General features: G+C 43.5%; 11 protein-coding genes and 1 other RNA gene. 11 read left to right on the top strand and 1 reads right to left on the bottom strand.

Annotated features, from left to right (window positions below; genetic code table 11):
* Positions 1 to 54 precede the first annotated feature (54 nt).
* From LRP49_RS09210 to LRP49_RS09160, 11 genes are all read left to right on the top strand, one after another.
* A complete protein-coding gene (locus tag LRP49_RS09210) occupies positions 55 to 681 on the top strand; it encodes a Tn7 transposase TnsA N-terminal domain-containing protein (RefSeq protein WP_274141794.1) in 627 nt (208 codons plus the stop codon).
* Positions 678 to 2,558: a Mu transposase C-terminal domain-containing protein gene (locus LRP49_RS09205; RefSeq protein WP_274141792.1), complete on the top strand. Its 1,881-nt coding sequence runs from the start codon at positions 678 to 680 to the stop codon at positions 2,556 to 2,558. Before LRP49_RS09210 ends, LRP49_RS09205 begins: the two co-directional genes overlap by 4 nt.
* Positions 2,559 to 2,566: 8 nt before the next feature.
* Positions 2,567 to 3,577: a TniB family NTP-binding protein gene (locus LRP49_RS09200; RefSeq protein WP_274141942.1), complete on the top strand. Its 1,011-nt coding sequence runs from the start codon at positions 2,567 to 2,569 to the stop codon at positions 3,575 to 3,577.
* A 92-nt stretch (positions 3,578 to 3,669) separates the two neighbouring features.
* Positions 3,670 to 3,981 carry a helix-turn-helix domain-containing protein gene (locus LRP49_RS09195; RefSeq protein ID WP_274141790.1) on the top strand — a complete coding sequence of 104 codons (312 nt, stop codon included), beginning with the start codon at positions 3,670 to 3,672 and terminating at the stop codon, positions 3,979 to 3,981.
* A gap of 140 nt (positions 3,982 to 4,121) precedes the next feature.
* The gene (locus LRP49_RS09190; RefSeq protein ID WP_274141788.1) at positions 4,122 to 6,005 is read left to right on the top strand and encodes a patatin-like phospholipase family protein; all 1,884 of its coding nucleotides are present in this window, start codon (positions 4,122 to 4,124) and stop codon (positions 6,003 to 6,005) included.
* A 318-nt stretch (positions 6,006 to 6,323) separates the two neighbouring features.
* On the top strand, positions 6,324 to 7,556 hold the full coding sequence (locus LRP49_RS09185) for a TniQ family protein (RefSeq protein WP_274141786.1): 1,233 nt from the start codon (positions 6,324 to 6,326) through the stop codon (positions 7,554 to 7,556).
* Positions 7,557 to 7,558: 2 nt separating this feature from the next.
* Positions 7,559 to 9,622 (top strand): type I-F CRISPR-associated protein Csy2, encoded by a 2,064-nt coding sequence (locus tag LRP49_RS09180; protein ID WP_274141784.1) that lies wholly within the window; start codon positions 7,559 to 7,561, stop codon positions 9,620 to 9,622.
* 9 nt (positions 9,623 to 9,631) lie between these two features.
* Positions 9,632 to 10,669, top strand: a complete 1,038-nt coding sequence (csy3, locus tag LRP49_RS09175; RefSeq protein ID WP_274141783.1) for a type I-F CRISPR-associated protein Csy3 — start codon at positions 9,632 to 9,634, stop codon at positions 10,667 to 10,669.
* On the top strand, positions 10,666 to 11,268 hold the full coding sequence (gene cas6f / locus LRP49_RS09170; RefSeq protein WP_274141782.1) for a type I-F CRISPR-associated endoribonuclease Cas6/Csy4: 603 nt from the start codon (positions 10,666 to 10,668) through the stop codon (positions 11,266 to 11,268). The genes csy3 and cas6f overlap by 4 nt, the downstream gene beginning before the upstream one ends.
* A 383-nt stretch (positions 11,269 to 11,651) precedes the next feature.
* Positions 11,652 to 11,748: signal recognition particle sRNA small type (gene ffs / locus LRP49_RS09165), an RNA gene on the top strand.
* Between the two features lie 73 nt (positions 11,749 to 11,821).
* Entirely contained in the window at positions 11,822 to 15,607 is a 3,786-nt protein-coding gene (locus LRP49_RS09160) for an SIR2 family protein (RefSeq protein ID WP_274141781.1), read from the top strand.
* 130 nt (positions 15,608 to 15,737) lie between these two features.
* On the opposite strand, the gene LRP49_RS09155 is transcribed toward LRP49_RS09160, so the two are convergent.
* Positions 15,738 to 16,322: a hypothetical protein gene (locus tag LRP49_RS09155; RefSeq protein WP_274141779.1), complete on the bottom strand. Its 585-nt coding sequence runs from the start codon at positions 16,320 to 16,322 to the stop codon at positions 15,738 to 15,740.
* Positions 16,323 to 17,952 lie beyond the last annotated feature (1,630 nt).

The following is a 17,952-nucleotide window of genomic DNA, read 5'->3' as shown; positions in this document are numbered from 1 at the left end:
ATAAGATTGCACAACTACATTTATTTGTAACAAAACAACATGCGGTAAACGCCCATGTATCGTCGCAATCTAAAGCACTCTCGCGTAAAAAACCTCTTTAAATTCTCCAGCTTAAAGAACAATACCGTTCTTACCGTTGAATCATCATTAGAGTTCGATACTTGCTTTCACCTCGAATATTGCAAAGAAATTGTGTATTTCGAGGCTCAGCCAGAAGGCTTTTACTATCAATTTGAAGGTAAAAAGCTGCCTTATACGCCAGATTTTCGGGTTAGCTATGAAGACGGACGTGAGGCATTTCTGGAGATAAAGCCTGCCAGCAAAATTGACGGGGATGATTTTCGTCGGAAGTTTGTCGGCAAAATGGAAGTGGCAAAATCTTTGGGGTGTCCTCTGTCATTGGTGACCGATAACCAAATCAGAGTTAATCCAGTCCTATACAATCTGAAGTTATTGCACCGCTATACAGGTATCGTTGGGGTAAATGCTATCCAGATGCAGTTGCTCAAAGTGGTGAGAGCAAGTGGGTTAGTTTCCATCAATGACTTATCACAACGGATTCATGTCTCTAGCGGAGAGTTAAAAGCCAACGCCCTGGCGTTAATTTCACGTGGGCAATTGCAGGCAGAATTGAATAAAGAGAAATTTGGCATGCACAGTGTGGTGTGGGTTGGAGCATGAACTCTAGCGATGACGACGATAGCTTTCCACTGTTCAACAATGAATTTTCGCCGTCATCGAGTTCGGAAAATAGACCAAATAGTTCCCCATCCAAAGAACCACAAAAGCTGATAGAAAGAGATCTTGATAGCTATCCTGCACACCTGAAAGAAGAAGCCATCAAACGCTTTCGACTACTTGCCTTTATCAATAAAAAACTCAATGGTGGCTGGACACCTAAAAACCTTGACCCGCTCATTAAGCAACACTTTGAAGATGCAAAAGAATCAAGCCCGCCTTCAAGCTGGACAGTTCGCAATTGGTGGAAGAGCTTCGAGATATCGGGAGGGAAAATCACATCACTGGTTCCGAAACATCACCGTAAAGGCAACTATGAACTAAAAAACGCAGATGATGGTGCATTTTTTCATGATGCGTTGGAGCTATTCTTAACCACAAAAAGATGTTCGATTAAAACCGCTCATGTTTATTACAAAGATCAAATATTACTTAGCAATGAAAGGGTTGTTGAGGGTGTTATAAAGCCACTGTCCTATTCGGGCTTCAAAAAACGCATTAAGCAACTTCCTCCCTATCAAGTTGCTGTCGCAAGGCATGGCAAATTCATGGCAGATCAGTGGTATGGACATTTCAGTACACACAAGCCGCCAACACGTATTCTAGAAAAGGTCGAAATTGACCACACGCCACTCGATCTCATTTTGATTGATGATGAACTTCTTGTCCCTCTCGGTCGCCCTTACTTAACGTTACTCGTTGATGTGTTCAGTTCTTGTATTGTCGGCTTTCATCTTGGCTACAGAGCACCAAGCTATGACTCAGTGAGTAAAGCGATTATTCACGCCACTAAGCCCAAGGATTACCTTCATAGTATTGTCAGCGACTTCCAACATGACTGGCCGTGTAGCGGAAAAATCGAGACGCTAGTCGTAGATAATGGGGCAGAGTTTTGGAGCGAGAGCTTAGAACAAGCATGCTTGGAGTCAGGAATTAACATTCAGTTTAATCCCGTGAGAAAGCCATGGCTCAAACCATTCATCGAGCGACTATTCGGAACTATCAATAAGAGGTTTTTGGATCCCTTCCCAGGTAAAACCTTCTCTAACGTGTTGGAAAAAGAGGAGTACAGCCCAGAAAAGGATGCAGTGATCCGTTTCTCTACCTTCATAGAACTATTCCATCGCTGGATAGTGGATGTGTACCATCAAGACGCTGATTCCAGAAAGTCTCGCATACCTGCAAAGCTGTGGCAGCAAGGATATGAAGATTATCCGCCGCTGGCCATGTCAAAGGAAGATATCGACAAACTCACCGTGGTAATGGGGGTGAAGTGGCAACCGACATTGACCAGGCTTGGTTTCAAAATTAAGCATTTGAGGTATGACTCCCCTGAGCTGTCAGAGTATCGAAAACGCTATCCCCAAACTGAAAGTCGCCGTAAGAAGTTGGTGAAAATTGACCCCGATGACATCTCCAGAATATTCGTTTATCTAGAAGAGTTAGAAGGCTACTTAGAAGTCCCTTGCGAAGACCCTATTGGATATACAAAGAACCTTTCTTGGCACCACCACCAAGTGCTTTCAAATGCACATCATAAGTTTATTGAAGGGAGTATCGATGTGTTGAGCTTGGCGAAGGCTCGGCAGGCCATCCACCAACGTGTGCTGCAAGATCAGGAAGAGTTTGGATTATTAGCGAATAAGAAGAAACGGAAAAGAGGGCAGAGGAAGTTGGCAGAATTTTCTGGTGTAGAACAGGGGGGAAATTCAACCGTTGCTTTACCTTCACAGGCCGCAAAGAAAGGTGCCAAGGATGAAGGAGATAAAGACCTACTCGACGATTGGGAAGATATGATCAGCAACTTGGATGGCTACTAGTGAAAGCAATGACGGAAGAGCAAAGTATCAAGCTCAAAGCGTTTTTGAACTGCTTTGTCGAATACCCGCTGTTGACTGAAATTATGGGTGATTTTGACAGACTCAGGCAGAACCGATTGCTCGGTGGCGACCAACAATGCATGTTACTGACGGGGGACACAGGCTGTGGTAAGTCGCATCTCATTCGGTACTATCAAAGCCGAGAGCAGTCTGAACCAAAAGACAGATTTGATTCCTCTCCCATTCTTGTAAGCAGGATCCCCAGCAAGCTAAGCCTTGAAGAAACGGTTCTGCAGCTCTTAAAGGATCTTGGCCAATTCGGTACGACGACCCGAGGCAGATCGAGAATCACGACTGATTCCAGCCTCACATACTCGCTTGTCGAACTACTTCGAAAAAAGCAGGTTGAGCTCATTATCATCAATGAGTTTCAGGAGCTTATTGAGTACAAGTCAGCTGAGAAAAGACAGGCGATTGCCAATCGTCTGAAGTACATATCAGAAGAAGCTGGCGTTCCTATTGTTCTTGTCGGTATGCCTTGGGCTGAGATGATTGCAGAAGAACCCCAATGGTCGTCAAGATTGGTCACGCGCCGCTCTATCCCATACTTCAAACTCTCGGAAGACCCCGTTCACTTTGTTCAATTCCTAAAAGGCTTGGCTAAAAAAATGCCTTTTGATAGGCCGCCAAAACTTGAAGACAAGAAGACGTCAATTAGCCTCTTTGCAGCAAGCAGAGGCGAGCTGAGAGCTCTGAGGCATTTGATTAATGATGCTGTGAAAGATGCTGTGTTGGAAGATGAACGAGAGTTTGATGTGCAAAGGCTCTACCATTCGTTCACCAAGCTGAATCCTCAACGACGAAACCCTTTTGACCTCTCTCTTAATGAGATGAAGTTATCTGAAATAGAACACTACTCAGGCTACAACCCTAGAGCCATGGGTAATGATGAGGCACTAACTAACCGCGTGTTCAGCGAAAACATTCCACTAAAAGAGCTTTTAAAGAAAAAGGGTTAGCTAGAGACTTTAAAAGCTAAGTATTCCTTAGTACATTTGTTTGCGTGATACTAAGAAAATCTTAGTTACTTATCTTAAGTAGCTGAAGATTTATGGAATCACCTTTCCCAACTAGACTGCGTGCTGCGCGTAAAGCAGCAGGTTTGACTCAACAACAGTTAGGCATAAATCTCGGTATGGATCCCAATACAGCCAGTGCGCGCCTCAATCAGTACGAAAAAGGCAAGCACGCGCCAGACTACCAAACAGCCAAGAGACTTGCTGATGAGCTAGGCGTGCCTGTTGCGTATTTGTATTGTGATGATGAACTTCTGAGTGAAGTCATATTGATAGCGTCAAAGTTAAACCGCGAAGAAAAAAGTGAATTGTTGGCTAGGTTGATAAATAACCAAGAGAGTTGTTGATTTATGCCGCATTGGTCGTAGATAAAATAATCGAAGGCTGTAGTAGTCTATATCTCCGTAATATTTGTTCCATTTAATTTCGGTTGTGTGTTAGATTTCATCGAATTTCAATTTGAAAAAGCTAAGTATAAAGAGTAGAAATGCGTTGTAATGTGGTATTTGAAGGTGGAGGAGCTAAAGGTATAGCTCACATAGGAGCCTTGAAAGCAATTGAAAGTTATGGTTTAAAAATTGATAAGGTTGCTGGTACATCAGCGGGCGCAATTATTGCCTGCCTTGTGGCTTTGGGCTACTCAGCTGATGAGCTATACGATCCTGTAAAAGGAAAAGGTAAACTACCTCAAGACTTGAAAGATGTAATATTTCCCGACTTTCTTTCAAAAATTTGGGTTATTGCCAAAATAATTTTAACTATACTGATCGGTTATGGCAGTTTTTTGCTATTTATTCCCATTGGCTATTTTGCGTATTCTGTTCTCACTTTTTTTCTAACTTTTGTTCTTTCTTTGTCTTTTTTTAATTTGAGCAAAAAGATAAAGAGGCATCCAAAGGTTAAAGTTTTTTTTCGAGCCGTATTAGGTTCTGTAGTTATATCTAGTGCAGCTTTGATTGTATTTCCGCTTATTTTACCTGCGACGATATTGTTTTGGGGGTTCGGTCTAATTCCAACTTCTGGTGTCGAAAAATGGTTGAGTGATATAATTTCAAGTTCTCCTGTGGTTGTTGGTAGCGGTGGAAAGTTAGATGCTAAGTCTATAACTTTTGAAAAGTTATATCAGATGTCTGGCTGTGATTTGAAGCTTATATCTTCAGATATAGGAACTAAAGAAATTACAATATTTTCGCATGACAATCCAAAAACAAAGGATCTCCCGTTAATTGATGGTGTTATTGCTAGTATTTGTATTCCTTTGTTTTTTAAATGCAAAAAAATAACCATAGATAAAGAGGTGTATCAATTTGTTGACGGTGGTATGCTGAGCAATTTCCCCGCGTGGAGCTATAGAAAACACCTTCTTTTTGATGAGTTAAAACATACGCTAGGAATAAAGCTCTCACCTGAGATAAAAATAAGGAAAGACGTTGATAATCCAATAACGTATATGAAAAACATGGCGATTACTGCTCTTTGGGGAGCTAGTGCTATAGAGAACATAAGCGTTAAAGGCTTGAATATAATAAGAATCAATACGGGTAAAGTTGGCACATTTTCATTTGGTTTGAACCCGAAGCAGGTGAGTGAATTATATGATACTTCATTTCGCCAGACTCTTTATGGTTTGATTGACAACTATTCTATTTTTCCAGACGGAAATGCTGAAAAGTGGCTTTCTGACATTAGTGGCTTTTTTGTTAGGCTTTATCGACATTTTTTAATGGACAAAAGAGTTACAAAAACTCTTGAAAATGCAACGCTGGGTAAAATAGATAGTCCGAGAGCTTGTTTAATTGCAACAGTCGACCATACCTTAGATATTAGCAAAATCATTTATCACCACAACATGAGTCAAGATCTAGACCGACATTTGGAATTTGACTTCATGGAAGGTGTTGCAGGGGTTAGTTTAAGTGAAGGTATTCCCTTAATCTACTTGCCTGAACACAACAGGTTGATACACACGAAAAAAAGGTCTCTCAGTAGAAAAATCAAAAGCTCGGTTAGGATGAATCCCAACCGACAAGCATTGGTTAAGACCGACTTGAAAATAATAGTCGCAATACCTATCTTTAGTATTGCAGACTTAATTGCTCATGAGATCGTTCCTCTTGACGAACCTGATAAACACGCTCCTGAAAGAGTCCATAACATTGATTTTAAGAAGGTTTATTTCAGCGGTGTAAAGGCAAAGGCAGTGCTGGCAATTGATTTTAGTGATTATTTTTTGTACGATGGTTTGACCGCTGTTCCTAACGAATTGTATGAGACAGAATTCAATCAGCATGCTTTGGGAATGTTTTCTTACATTGCATCTAAAGCTATAAGCAAACTATCAGCGGATGTAGCAGCCGAGGAGACACGTTGATTATGTCAGATGTTCAAATTAGAGTTTCGTCTCGCAAGAGAACTGCGAACGGCAAGATCAAGAAGATCCGGTTTGAGTATGAAGACCTCCTACAATGGGTTGAGAGCGAGGTCAGGGACAATCCGGAGTTAGTGCATATTCCAAAAAATGAAAAACAAAAGCAGGCTGGGTAAATCTTGACTCACCCGTAAAATGACTTTTTGTTTTCCTAGAAAGCCACCATTTTTGAAGGTGGCTTTTTTGTCTCAAAAATAGTCCAAATTTTTTCAAAAATATACCCCACCATAAACTAAGTTACTCTTAGTTTATGGTGGGGCAATGAAAGGTTTCTTAGAGGCAGTGGAGTCGTTTTCTAACGAATCCCTTGAAAGCTACCTTCTTCGAATAAGCCAAGCTAACTACTTTGAGTCTTATCAATTGCTTAGTGTGGCTGTTAAAGACTGGCTGTATGAGCACGACGAAGAGGCATTTGGGGCGTTCCCACTCCAGTTCAAGACGGTGAATGTATACCACGCTGCACAAAGCAGTGGGTTTCGCGTTCGCGCTCTCCGGTTAATCGATCGGCTTGCTGATACAGAACTACCCCTGTTGCAGCTTGCCTTGTTGGGTTCCTCGACTCGCTTTTGCTTCGCTCACGCCTCCGTGTTTAGGCAAGGCACACACATTCCTTTGTGCTTTGTTCGAAAGGCTGGTGTACCGATATGTCCAGAGTGTTTAAAAGAATCGGAGCATATCCCCCAGGTTTGGCATTTCTCCCCTTATACAGCTTGCCACAAGCATCATTTGAGCTTGATCGATACATGCCCTAGTTGTGGGTCTGTGATCGACTACCTAACGAGCGAAAGCATTACAGAATGCGAGTGCGGTTTTGCCCTAAAGAATGCGCCGACTCAAAAGGCTGACCCTGTAGGAGTTCTGCTAAGTTGCTTAGCCGTTGGCGATACGGTTGATTTTGATACAGTAGCACTCGGGCAGTGCAATCAATCGACGAGATTTGGTGCGCTTCTGTGGTATCACTTGGAGTTCGTTGGAAACCTTGAGGGTGATGCAATCAAGGTGGAAGGCCTGAGCGGTGCTATCGGATTCTTCAAGAAATGGCCTGAGTCTTTTCATAAAGCGATGGATAGAAGGCTGGCGACTTGGGAAGCGTCGCGCTACATCGAATACAACCACACTCCGTTTAGAAAGGTCTTTGGTGATGTATTGCTGCACTCGTCAAGGTTGCCTTCAAAAGATTTGTCGCAGAATTTCGTATTGCGTGAGCTACTGACGTATCTATCTCATCTGGTTCTTAGTCATCCTAAATCCAAAACAGCGAATGTTGGCGATGTCCTTTTAACGCTTTCGGAAACGGCGTCGTTGCTTTCAACCAGCTATGAGCAGGTTGAGAGACTCTATCAAGAAGGTTTTTTAAAACTGACTTACCGACCTCATAAGCAAACAACAATCCCACCTCACAAGCCTGCATTTCGACTTCGCAATGTCATTGAGTTGGGAGTAGCTCGAATGCAGACCGACGTTTCTAGCGATGTTTATCTTCCTGCGTGGTGATGATGAAAACGCTAAGAGATGTACTGGAAGATGAAGAACCCGACATTGCGCTTCGCAAGGCGTTTGCTGCTTATTCTGAATTGGTTGATGTAACTGGTGAAGAGACTCAAACGCTAATTATTTTGCTTAACCTGACGTTGAAAAGAGATGAAGTTGAATCGTTAACCTCTCGAAAATCAGCAAAAGAAATTTTGAAAGATGAAGCCCACATAGATTCTTGCCTTGAAGAAGTACGGTGGCTGCACACTCACAATCTGAAATACCCAGATACACGGGTTCAGGCCCAAAGGATTCTGTGTGGTGACTTACCCTTGATTACGGGAGCGTTGGGTTCAGCAAACTGCGAGCGCAGATTAGGGTGGTCTCATAACTCCTCTCAGGTGAACAAGGCCAAGCTGTTTTGCTCAGGATTTATCTGGGAGGGCAGGTCGACGTGTTTGGCTGAATGCGTTATTAAAAACAGTGATGCTTGGCAAAGAGCTTTTCGTGAGCTTAGCCTGACTAAAACTAAGTTTGATGAATGGCGGCTAAAGCTAGAACAAGCCATGAATACTGATCATTTCCCTTCGGCTGTAAGCGATTACTCCAAGCAAGTCCGTTTTCCTTGGTTGAACGACTATTTGGCAATAACACCTGTTGTTTCCTGTGCTGTTCTGGCCAAAATCCAGCAACTCCGAACACAAAGATTGGGGCATTTTCGACAGATAGACCACAGCCACTCTGCCAGCGTTGGGGATTTTGCCGCGTCTAGGGGAGGGGGCGTATCTGTTTTGAACTATCCGTTGAACATTGTCTGGCGAAACCACGTAAGCTTGAATCAAAGTCGAATACGCCGAGTTGAGTCAGATAAATCAGCTTTTAACTCATGGATATTGCTGAATGAACGATTCATTGGCGTTTTGAGCAACCTTATACTTCTTGACGAAGAGCCTATGCTTCGCAGACGCCGTAGACGTCGCGTCTCATTACTTCGTCAGCTAAGAAGAGGTATTGCGGGGTGGTTGGCGCCGATAATGGAATGGAGAGATAGCCTTCGAGAAGGTGAGGATACTCTTCCTGCTATTCGAGAGACTGAGCGTGCGCTTCTCACTGAACCCTTGGCAGATAATTCAAAGCTTCTAAAACTGGTTAATCAGCGTTTTCATGCAACATTGCAAGACGCTGGCTATCGGAAAACTGAATATGCTTACCACCCCAAACTGTTAGAGCCGGTACGGAATCAACTTCGGTGGATACTGGATACGCTTGGCAATGATCAGTGTCGACCAAGAGATACCAAGTTAGAGGTTATCCACTTAGAGAACCTTCGAGTGTTTGATGCGCTTTCTTTAGCGAACCCCTATTTAGTCGGTATTCCATCCTTAACGGCTCTATGGGGTTTTGTTCATGCTTTTGAGAGGAAGCTGAAAGCCCTGTTGGGCTGTGAATTCGCGTTCGACAGTGTGGCATGGCATGTTCGGGAATCTTCGACCGTATCTGGATTGAAACTGCCAAGCCCAACATTAGAGAGAAAGCGAAGTGATCATTTGAAGCGACCAGGGATCGTTGAGTCCACACATTGCGATTTGTTCATGGACTTGGCTATTCGCATTCATTCGGTAGAGTCATTTCTTCAAACCCGTGATGAACTGGTTGATTTGATAAAAGCGGCTATTCCATCGCGCTTTGCTGGCGGTGTTATTCATCCGCCATCGCTTTACGAGTCAAAAAACTGGTGTTCACTGCGAACAACTCAATCCCTGCATGAGCATGTTTCACAGCAACTCGCGACAGGTAGATGGATAATACCTGCTACAACTACGCCAAAGTCTTTCGAAAACCTTTGCGAACTCGTTGAACTTAACTCCGATTTGAAACCAGTTATGGTGGGATATCAGCTGCTAGAAGAACCCACAGAACGACCAAACAGCGTTGCTTCACCCCACGCATATGCGGAACCGCTGCTTGGTCTTTGCGATTGTAAATCTTCGATAGATATTCGGCTTAAAGGTGAGAAATACTTCAACGCGAACTGTTTTTGGAAAATGGATACGGCTACCAGTTCTATTCTAATGCGAAGAGCATAGGGGGTAGTGATGGAGCTTTGCACTCAACTTTCTTATCAAGGTTCTCTTAGACCAAGTAAGGGCGTGTTTTTCTACGAAGAAGCAGACGGTACGATGAAGCCTTTGCCCATTGACCAGGATGCGATTGTCGGTCAGAAATGCAGTTATTCTGAAGCGTATCAACCCAGCGGTTCACCCAAAAATCTGCAACCTCAAGATTTAGCCTTCGGGAATCCCGTTCGCAGAGAATCGTGTTACGTCCCCCCGACGGTAGACAAAATCGTTTGCCGTTTCTCTTTGCGCGTTGAAGCAAACTCTTTGAGCCCTTTCGTTTGTAACAGTCAAAGTGTGGTTGAAGTACTTCGTGGTCTAGCTGCTGCTTATCAAAGAGCGGGCGGGTATGAAGTGTTAGCGCGGAGGTATTGTAAAAACCTGCTCCTAGGTCAATGGCTCTGGCGTAATCAGCGAAGCATGGGTCTCTCGATAACTGTAGCCACCTCTGCGGGTAACGAATACCGAATCGATAATGTTCTTCATCTTGATTGGCATGAGCCCTGGCAGGATGACTCCCAAAAGGTATTGAACGGTTTGACCGGAGAACTGGCGTCGGCCCTGTCTGGTGAACAGCCATTTTGGTTTGCCGATATTAAAGCGAACGTTTCAGCCTCATTCATGCAAGAAATCTTTCCGAGCCAATTGTTCAGCGACTCTAAAGACGGTTCCAACCTTGGCCGTGAATACGCAAAGGTAAGAAGTGGAGATGGTCAGATTTGGCCAAGCCTGAATGCTGAGAAAATAGGAGCTGCAATTCAGCTAATTGATGATTGGTGGGCAGATGAAGCAGATAAGCGTTTGCGGGTACATGAGTACGGAGGCGATAAAGAATACCTTATTGCTCACCGTATCCCTTCAAGTGGGATTGACGCATACAGTTTACTGAAGAGTGTTGATGAAAAAGCAGCACTGTTAGAAGGCTTGAAATCTAGCGATGAGATCCCCTCGGATATCCACTACCTAATGGCCATTTTGGTTAAAGGCGGTTTGTTCCAGAAGTCGAGGTCGGCGTGAAGCGTTATTACTTTGTGATCACCTATTTGCCAGAGCAGGCTAGCCAAGAGATTTTGGCGGGGCGATGCATTTCAACCCTGCATGACTTCTTAGTTTTTCACCACATTGGCGGTATCGGTGTAGGGTTTCCGAGATGGACAGAGCAAAGTCTCGGCAATCAAATCATGTTTTGCTCTTCCAACCAGCTGCGGTTGAGTCAGCTTCATCAATCTCAGTATTTCACAATGATGCTTGCTCAAGAGTTGTTTACTGTCACTGATGTACAGCCAGTGCCTGCAGATACAGCAGAGGTTCGATTTTACCGAAATCAGGGCATTGCCAAGCTATTTACGGGCGAGAAAAGAAGACGGCTTGAGAGAGCCAAGCGGCGAGCTGCTGAGCGTGGTGAAGAGTTTGACCCTGAAAGGATGGGAAGTAATCAGCCGATTGGGATGTTTCATCGAATACTGATGGATAGCCAGAGTACCCAGCAACGATTTGTGTTGCATGTCCAAAAGGAAAAGGTCGCTGAAGTTTCTGATGCGGGGTTTAATGGCTATGGACTGGCAACCAATCAAACGTATAGAGGAACAGTGCCCGATATTCGTATTGTGATTTAACCCTTTTTATTCTTGGTATATTTATGGCTAATAAAATCATGGACTTATGGGGTGCCCATCAAAAAGAGGTTAATTGGCGCGAATGAGCTAATCGACTGATTCAATGGCAAATATAGCCGTTAGATAACGGTGTCCTGCCGCACAGGTAGCTGAGAAATTGCGTTTATAGAAAAGGCTGAGAAGGTATTCGTGTCCTGCCGCACAGGTAGCTGAGAAACATAAGAGCGCAGAGCGTCTTACAGGCGCTCTGTGTACTGCCGAGTAGGCAGTTGAGATAAGGTCTGGAAGTTAGCAACCCACTCTTGGAACCTAAACCTGCCGAAAGGCAGAGATGAAAAACCGACATGCCAGAAATTTTTGGCTTGATTGAACAATGGAAACCCCATAGGTTTCCTCGCAGCGTGACTGTATGTAATTGGTCAGAGCCGGAGGGCAGCAGCCAGCATGCAGATAACGGGTGCCGAGGGTTGGCTTGTGGGGTTTCCACCTCTAACGTTTTTTGATGTCCTCTGTTAATATCATTATCTGTCAGATGTTTAGGTTAGGTGGCGGTGTGAGATTTGTAGAGGATGGCCCGTTAATTCCAGATGAGCTTTTAATAGCGCGTGATGAAGGGCGAGTAGTGTTTTTCTGTGGCGCAGGCGTGTCTTTGGCCAAAGCCGGACTCGCAGATTTTGTTGGGCTCACAAAAGCAATTCTTTCAGATTTGAGGGTACCTGACAGCAATGAAGCCTCGATTGCTATGAGAGAAATGTACGAGCTCGGAAAGCGTTCTCCAGAGTGTGCAGGGCTAATTACTGCTGATCGAGTGTTTGGTCTACTTGAGCGTGAGTTTGACACGAGAGATATAGAGTCAGCAGTAGCAAAAGCTCTGAAACCTGCTGACAACGTTGATCTTTCCGCACATCAAACCATCATAGATTTAGCTACCACCCCTGATAACAGAGTTCACTTAGTCACCACAAACTTTGATACGTTGTTTACTCAGGCAAAACCTGACTTGGATATTATTGTTCCTCCTCGGCTGCCTGACCCGGCACGTCCTGCTTCTTTGGATGGCGTCATACACTTGCATGGAGCTGTTGATTCACACTACGAAAAAGCATCCGGTGATGGATTTATTCTTTCTAGTGGTAGCTTTGGTAGAGCCTACCTTGCTGAAGCTTGGGCGACGAATTTCATCAAAGAAGTATTGCAACGTTATGTTGTAGTGTTTCTAGGCTATCAAGCCGACGATCCCCCAGTCCATTATCTCTTAGAGGCTATGAGTAGAGGATTTGGAGAAAGGGCTTCTGTATACGCTTTTCAATCTGATGATGTTGGTGCAGCTACTGCTAAATGGTCAGAAAGGGGAGTTAAACCGATTGTTTACTCCTGCCAGAATCGTCACTCTGCCCTGTGGGACACTTTGGAATTGTGGGCAGAAAGAGCTAGAAATGTCGATGAATGGCAGAAGAAAGTTTTCTTGTCGATGATGGAAAGCCCCAAAGACCTAAAACCCTATCAACGTGGACAGGTGGCACATTTAATATCTTCAGTAAGTGGATCTGAATTGCTTACCAGCTCAGAGGCTCAGGCCAACCCCGAGTGGCTTTGTGTTTTGGATCCCATTATTCGATACTCTAAACCAACTTCAGCTTATTGGGATATGGAAGGGAATATTGACCCATTTGAGTTGTATTGTTTAGACGATGATCCTCTACCAGCTGACGATCGAAACAGTTTGCAAAGCAGGATCCCCTCCGATGCATGGAGTGCGTTCAATCTTAACCAAGTGGATATGCATCTACTTGGCTTAGAAGGTAGAAGTATCTTTAGGGGTTACTATGCATCTATGCCTCCAGAGCTTATTCCTCGAATGAGGCATCTGGCCCTGTGGGTTAGCCGAAACTTGGACAAAGGACCAACGTTATATTGGGCTTCTTCACAAACTGCATTTCACCCCTACTTAATTAGACTGATTGAGTCGAGTCTTTCGTCCAGTTCTGACAGCGTCACGCCTGAGTTGTGTTGCTTGTGGCAGCAACTTCTTGATTCGAAAAAATTCCAAGAAGATAACGCTTACTCTAGATGGTATGAGTTTAAGGCCAAGGTAAATCAGGCAGGGTGGAGCTATGAAAAAGCTATTGAGTTTGGGGAGCTTTTCAAGCCGAGTTTGAGGGTTAGTCCCGTTAGAGGACTTCCGCTTGAGTACTTCGGTGCGGACACAAAAGACCTTGCTACATGTGTGGATAGACAGATTGTCTATCCAATACCAGATGAAGAAATTCGTATTCCGGATGAGTGGTTAGAAACAACAATCCGAAGCATGCAAGTCGCGATAGAGTTGGCATGTGCGCTAGATATGGAGAAATCCATTTACAATCACAAGTATATTGAAGCCTTGCTTTGTGAAGAACAAGAAGAGTATTGCCTAAATCACTATGAATCTGAAGATGCTCTTCCTTGGGTGAAATATTATCTTTCACTAATTGATGACCTATCCAGAAAAGATGCTGATGCTACCAAACGAATTGTTAACTCTTGGGGTACAGATAGCACTTTATATAGGCGGCTGCGCTTCTGGGCTTACGTCAAAATTGAAGGGCTAGGTACAGATTTCATTGAAAGCTATGTTAATAGCTGTGATGTCGACGACTTTTATTCAAATGGTCGCTCGTTTGACCTATTGCAAGCTGTAGCCTGCACATATTCAGCTTGGAAGGAGGATTCAAGAAGTGAGTTTGAACGTCAACTACTAGAAGGGCCAAGCTGGTATGACAGTTCTTCAATACAGGATACTCAACGTAAGTCTTCTGTCACGTTACAAGCTGTGTATATGCTTAAAAAATGCGGATATGTTTTCAGTTCGACAGCTGAAAGCAAAATAAAAGCATTGCATGTCACGATACCCGAATGGGAGTATCGAGAAGAACCATCATCCGGCAGTACAAAGTCGGGTTTCGTCCGCACAACGAAAGACTACTCAGTATTGAATGATGTTCCACTGAAAGACATATGCAGAACTGCAAAAGAAAACACCGGAAGTACTGAAAATTGGCTAGTTGAGAATGCACCATTTTCTGGTTTGGTTTTAGAAAAACCTATCAGAGCATTTTTAGCTTTGGCTGTATCTTTGAAACATGAAGAAGGCAACGCTTGGGCTTGGATAAAGTTTCTTCATGATGAAAAGGCGAGCCACGAAAATGGTCGTTTATTAGTATCGGTTGCCTCTAGGTTGATGCTTTTATCAAAAACTCCGGCTTTTGATTATCAGGTGGCGTATGCGGCGACCAGCTGGTTGCAGAGAAACAGCAAAAAGTTGCATGAAAAAAATCGAGATCTATTCGTCGAATTTCTTGACTGTTTAATTACCTGCCTTGAAGAAAATGAGTCATTAGCTAGAAGCGGGATAGTGAGCAGCAACACGCGTCTAGACTGGTTTAGCAAGGGCATAAATTCTACACCGTATCATCTTGCAGATGCGCTGGTTTCAAGTATTGAGCCGAGTGAGGATGGACTTTCTTGGCAGAGCTTTGCTGAGCGGCTACTTAGATTGAATGGGAATGCCAAAAGATTTGCGTTGGTTCGATTTACTGAAACGTTGGGCTTTTTCTACCACAACTTCCCAAGCTGGACAAAAGATAACCTGCTTAACATTCTGTTCTCGGCTAACGTGGAACAAGACACAAAAGATGCATTTTGGGATGGTTTACTTCGCAATACTAGAGTCCCCCCCCAAGCTTTGTTCGTTGCCTTAAAAAGGGAGATTGCCGTCTATGCATTGTCATACAAGCAGCGAGATAACTTCAGAGGGAGTGGTAAGATTGCGGGTTTGATCGTTGGCGGATGGTGGGGGTTATCTGAAGGTACTCCCGTATATACCGATAATGAGCTTACAGAAATATTAAACGATGCTGATAATTCATTCCTAGCTAGAGTATTGAGTAATGTACTGTCGTGGCATTGCAATGAAGATTCGAAAGATAAGGTTTTCCACCTGCTCTCAAACGTTTGGCCGAGGCAACGAAGTGCTAGAAGTCCTGAACAGTCGAGTATTTTGTGCGAGATTTTGTTAAAAAATGAGGAACATTTTGGTGCCTTGTTTCCAGTGGTAAAACAGTACTTAACTACCATAAATCGAAACAACACGATCGCGTATAAGTTAAAACAGAGTAAAGACATAATTGCAAAACATCCAAACGAAGCTCTAGATATGTTATCAGTGATATTGCCTGCGAATGCTAATGATTGGTCATACGGGATTGAGGAGGTGTTTGAGATGTTCAAGGCTAGTGAAGTGGATGTGACTAGTTCTCAGCGGTATGTAGAGCTAGTTCGAAAGCTGCGAGCTAGATAACACTGTTTTTCGTCGCTCCCATAAAAAAAGCCACTGAACAAATTGGATCTTTCGACCAAATCAGTGGCTAATCAGCCCCCTGATGGGTAGATAATGAGCATAAAACCTCTTCCACTAGAATTTCCCTTATTTACTGATAGTCTTTGCAGCCTCTAACCATGTCCAAGATATGAGCCTCCATTGCTTTAATTATGTTGTATGCACCCTTCTCCTTTACAATGCAATTGTGGTATTCCTTTCCCTTAACATCGGCTTTTAATGCTTCCTCAAGAGCGACAAGCCTAAAAGTCCTCAGATTGAATTTTTCCACTTTAAAGAAGTTGTGTCTTTGGATATCTAATGACAGTTGACGCTTTTCCAGTTCCTTTACTATAGCCTTGTAGTCTTGATCTCCGCCACGGATGATTTTCAAGTAATCTAGTAGCATTTCGGCAAAACGTTCTACATCCTGAACGGCCTCTTTTTTACTCTCATATAGATCGGTGAAATCTTTCTCTGCTTGTTGCTCAAGGAACCTCTTTTGATAGGCGATATGGCCCTCTACCTTTGCATCTTGTGTGATATTAGTCACCTTCTGGTCACTCTTCCCCTTTTCAGATAGCTTAGAACCAAAGTATTTCTTGGCAAAAAAGAAAAATACTGTAATCAAACTTACAAAGACAAGTATGCCCAGTGGCACTCCATTTAATAGCCCGCTTAGAATATTACTAGACATCTTTTACGTTTCTCTTTTTACACTGAATAGGTCAATATTACCTAATTGGTCACTCCTTAAATACCTTGTTTTCACACAAAATCTGAATAGCCAATACATATAGAGATTCCAGCAATTCCCCCTCCCGTGGGTCTCCAAATTTGCTCTGGCCGGAAGGAAGGTGCGATTTGGATTTCTAACCATATCAGAGTGGGCCATGGTGTACCTCTTAGTTCTTGATTCAACCCTGTATCATCTTTACGGCTCATAAGTATACCTTTCGATGCAGTCTCACTCGTTTGGCTTTCTGTGTCTCAAGGGTTGAATTTGATTGATGGAAACTGTCGCCGTGTGAGCTCTTAGAGGTTGCGAGGAAAATTGATTGAAAAACAAGATACTATGAAAACTACGAACAATGGTCTTCGAGTTGTATACATCCGAGTGTCAGCAGCAGGGTAGAAAACTGAGTGACAACATGCAGGAGTTAAGTTCGACAATGTGTTTGAAGAAGAGATTTGAGTTAAGGCAGCGGACAGACCAGAACTGAATTCATGCCTTGAGTTCCTGCCAGCGGGAGACATGCTGAGGGCATTGCAGCAGCTAAGTACCCGGGCGGACAAACCGATGACCACCACAGCTACGAAGGATGATGTACTTAAGTTGAAGGCTGAAAGGTGGGCAATGATGACTATTCAGGTGATGCTGGAGGGCTTTCCGCTTTTTTGGGAACTTTTGCTTCGATGTATGGTAGGGCTCAAGTAATGTTGTTGGAACCGGAGCAACTCAGTACATATTGTGAAACTTTCTTTCACAATCCGTTTGATAAGACTTCTGTATTAAGCGTTTGCAAACTTATGGAGTCAGACTTTGCAAACTTATGGTGTCATAAGTCTCGTAACCCTTTGATCTCATGTTTTGGCTTTGAAGCTTTATGGTGTTGGCAACAGTTTTATTTTTCCAAATCAATAACCTAAATTCGCCTATCACCTAGATTTGCCCAAGTTGTACACTTTGTGTGTCTCACCATATGATATTAATTGGTAGTATCACTATATCTCCAACCCGAATTCCGCATTTGGCTTTTCTTGCTCGCCTCTAAATTATTATGTATCTCAGCAAAATAGATAACCGTCTATCGCTGTTGTATTCATGCTTTGCATCGCTGTTCTCATCGTCTGCATTGTGCGCTTTTCATGCCGTTTACAGCATTCGGAATCGATAAATGGCGACCTGAATCGGAGGGTGGCCTTAGACGATTAATGCGTAATAAATCAGTTGGATAAACGTAAAATGCAACGAGCACTAAAGTGATCGTGTTGTAATGAAATGCCGCGATTCATTGTGTGTGTGAGAGTAAAACGCAGCTTACTGACCTCTATTTGTCTATGTGCCTGATGGGAATAAGGGGCCGTTAGGGTCTCGTTGTTCGCTGTATTAGCTGACAGGGGCCGTGTGCGAGGTAATGTGCGTGTTATCTTGGTCATGGCTTCGTTAGTTGCTATTTTCGATAATTCGAGTGGAAATTACTCGTGTCAGGGTAGCGAATGTTAATCACCGCATTCCTTTACACATCTAATTGTCCTGTCGCTTTACAGTCTATGCGTCACACTTGCCAATATCCCGCATTATGTTTTTTCCTCTCAACTTGCAA

The sequence above is a fragment of the Enterovibrio qingdaonensis genome (genome assembly GCF_028683135.1).
Taxonomy (GTDB): Bacteria; Pseudomonadota; Gammaproteobacteria; order Enterobacterales; family Vibrionaceae; genus Enterovibrio; species Enterovibrio qingdaonensis.
This window is presented reverse-complemented; position numbering and strand designations above follow the sequence as displayed.